Consider the following 2,658-nt stretch of genomic DNA (forward strand, 5'->3'; position numbering starts at 1 on the left):
CGCCGCGGGCGAGGCGTTGCGCAGGATGTGCAGGTTGACTCTGGTCGCGGACAGTCCGCGGCTGCGGAGCGTGCGCACCCAGTCCTGCCGGCTCTGCGCGATCACCGCGTTGCGCAACTGCTCCGAGACGGCGACCACGCCGCCGAGCGCGAGCGAGATCGCGGGAAGCGTGAGCGAGCGGATCCAGCCGTCGACCGACTGCGACGGCTGCACGTAGCCGACCGCGGGGAACCACTTCAGCTGCACCGCGAACCAGAGGACGAGCACCAGGCTGACCCAGAAGCCGGGGAGCGCGAAGAGCACGACGGAGACGCCCTTGAGAGCGCGATCGAACCAGGTGCCGGGGCGCAGGCCGGCGATCATCCCGAAGGCGATGCCGAGCACGGCGGTGAGGAGCGTCGCGAAGGTCACGACCGAGAGCGTGACCGGGATCTTGATCGCGAGCTGGGCCCCGACGGGCTGGAAGTTGCGCCAGGAGGTGCCGAAGTCGCCCGTGACGAGGTGCGAGAACCAGTCCCAGAACTGCACGAGCAGCGGACGGTCGATCCCGATCCTCGCCGCCAGCGCGGCCTGCTGCGCAGGGCTCGCGGTGGTGCCGAGGAGGGCTGCGGTCGGATCCTTGATCGCGAGGTGGGCGAGGAAGAACGTCGCGATCGACACGACCACGAGCAGCACGATGCCGGACAGCAGCCGCTTCGCGGTGAACAGGAGCATGGGAGCCTCTCGGGGGTGTGGGCTGTGGAGGACCGGTCGTCGAGCGGGTGCGCTGCGGCGCCCTCGCTCGACGACCGGTCAGGGAGGGGCGTCAGCCCTTGGTGATGTAGCGCAGAGTCGGGAACATCATGCCGACGATCGGCTGGACCTTGATGCCCTGGACGCTGTAGAAGGTGTTTTTCGCCTGGTACCAGACCGACCACCAGGCCTGATCGACGAGAGCCTTGTCGAGCTCCTTGATCGCGGCGGTCTGGTCGGCGCCCTTGGACTCCTGCACCTTCTTCACGAGCGGCGCGAGGACCGTGTTGCTCGCGTAGTCGGGGTTCGGGTTGAACCACTGCTTGCTCGTGACCTGACGCTGCACGGTCGCCACGTCGTTGCCGTCCATCGCGAGGAAGGAGATGAACATCGGGTAGTTCGGCGCGTTCGTCTGGTAGTCGGGCATCTGCATGTTGTCCCAGGTGACCTTGACGCCGATCGCCGTCAGCGCCTGCTCGGCCGAGGGCTTCCACATCTCGAACACGGGCGACATCGGCATCGAGATGCTGAAGCCGTCGGCGTAGCCGGCCTTCGCCAGCAGCTCCTTCGCCTTCGCGACGTCGTAGGCGTAGGTCTTGTTCAGCGACGGGTCGTTGACATCGCCGCCGTCGGGGAAGACCTGGTTGGTCGCGACGCCCGCGCCGTTGCCGACCGCCTTGAGGACGGCCGCTCCGTCGAACGCGTAGTTGAGCGCCTGGCGCACCTCGACGCTGCCGAGGGGCTTGCTCTTCGCGCCGGTGTGGTCGGTGATCACGAGACCCGCCCAGCCGGACACCCGGTCGGCGGTGTTCCAGCCCTGTTGGTCGGCCTGGGCCTGGTTCGCGACGTCCCCGTACTCGAGGTTGATCTGTCCGCTCAGCATGGCGTTGTGCCGGGCCGTCGCGTCCTGGATCGGGAAGATCGCGAGGTTCGAGAACGGGTAGGCTTTGGCGTCCCAGTGGTCCTTCACCTTGGTGAAGCGGTACTCGCTGCCGGCGACGCTCTTCGAGCCGTCGAGCACATACGGACCGGATCCGATCGGATCCTTGCCGAGGGTGCCTGCGGCGATCGCCTTCGGCGACATGATGTAGCTGCGCCCCAGACCCATCAGGTACAGGATCGTGTCGTCGCGCTGGGTGAGCGCGACCTCCACCGTGTGGTCGTCCTTCGCGGTGATCGCGGAGACATTCGTGTACGCCTCGCCGGAGCGGGCGCCCGCCTTGAGGTACTCGAGGCTCTTCACGACGGCGTCGGCGTCGACCTTCCCGCCATCCGAGAAGGTCGCGTCGGTGCGGAGGTCGAAGTCGATGGTCTTGTCGTCGCCCGACACGGTCCACTTCGTGGCCAGGGAGGGGACGGGCTTGCCGTCCTTGTCGAGGGCGACCAGGGTGTCGTAGACGGCGGAGAGATACGGTCCGTCGAAGCCGATGTCGGCCAGGGACGGATCCCAGGACGTGACGTCCAGGAAGTTGCCGATGTTCAGGTCGTCCGGCGCGTTCGCAGCGGCGCCGTCGCTCGCCTGCGTGGCGCCTGCGCCGCCGGAGCAGCTGGTGAGGGCGAGGACCGCGGCCACGGCCGCGGCGATCGCGAGGGGCACTCGTTTCATGGTTCCTTCTCTCGGTGCGGGTTTGGGGAAGAAGGGTTCGAAGAGCTTCCGGCCGCGCTCCGAGGAGTCGATCCGACGTCACTTCGATGTGTCGTGCGGTTAGTCTACATGTGTGGAAAAAGAGCGCAAGCCCTGTTTCCGACGATGCGCGCTGCGGGAGCCTCGAGCCTTGCCCTGGAGCGCGTGCACCCTGTCCCCTCGCGCACACCTGGCGCTTCGGTGCGGCGGATCGTCCTCCACAGTCGGGGCTCCGGTCGGGTTATCCCCTGTTTGGAAATCTGGGTTGATCTGGGGTTCGAATGTCGGTGGTGGCGGGCAGG

2 protein-coding genes are annotated in these 2,658 nt (G+C 67.3%); both read right to left on the reverse strand.

Translation table 11 applies throughout. The features are described 5' to 3' along the window. The coding region (locus B7X32_RS20175; RefSeq protein WP_292723844.1) for an ABC transporter permease at window positions 1-714 on the reverse strand (714 nt) is incomplete at its 3' end. Window positions 715-805: 91 nt separating this feature from the next. After that, window positions 806-2,338: an ABC transporter substrate-binding protein gene (locus tag B7X32_RS20180; RefSeq protein ID WP_292723847.1), complete on the reverse strand. Its 1,533-nt coding sequence runs from the start codon at window positions 2,336-2,338 to the stop codon at window positions 806-808. Between the last annotated feature and the right edge of the window lie 320 nt (window positions 2,339-2,658).

It is taken from the genome of Microbacterium sp. 13-71-7, assembly GCF_002257455.1.
GTDB lineage: Bacteria > Actinomycetota > Actinomycetes > Actinomycetales > Microbacteriaceae > Microbacterium.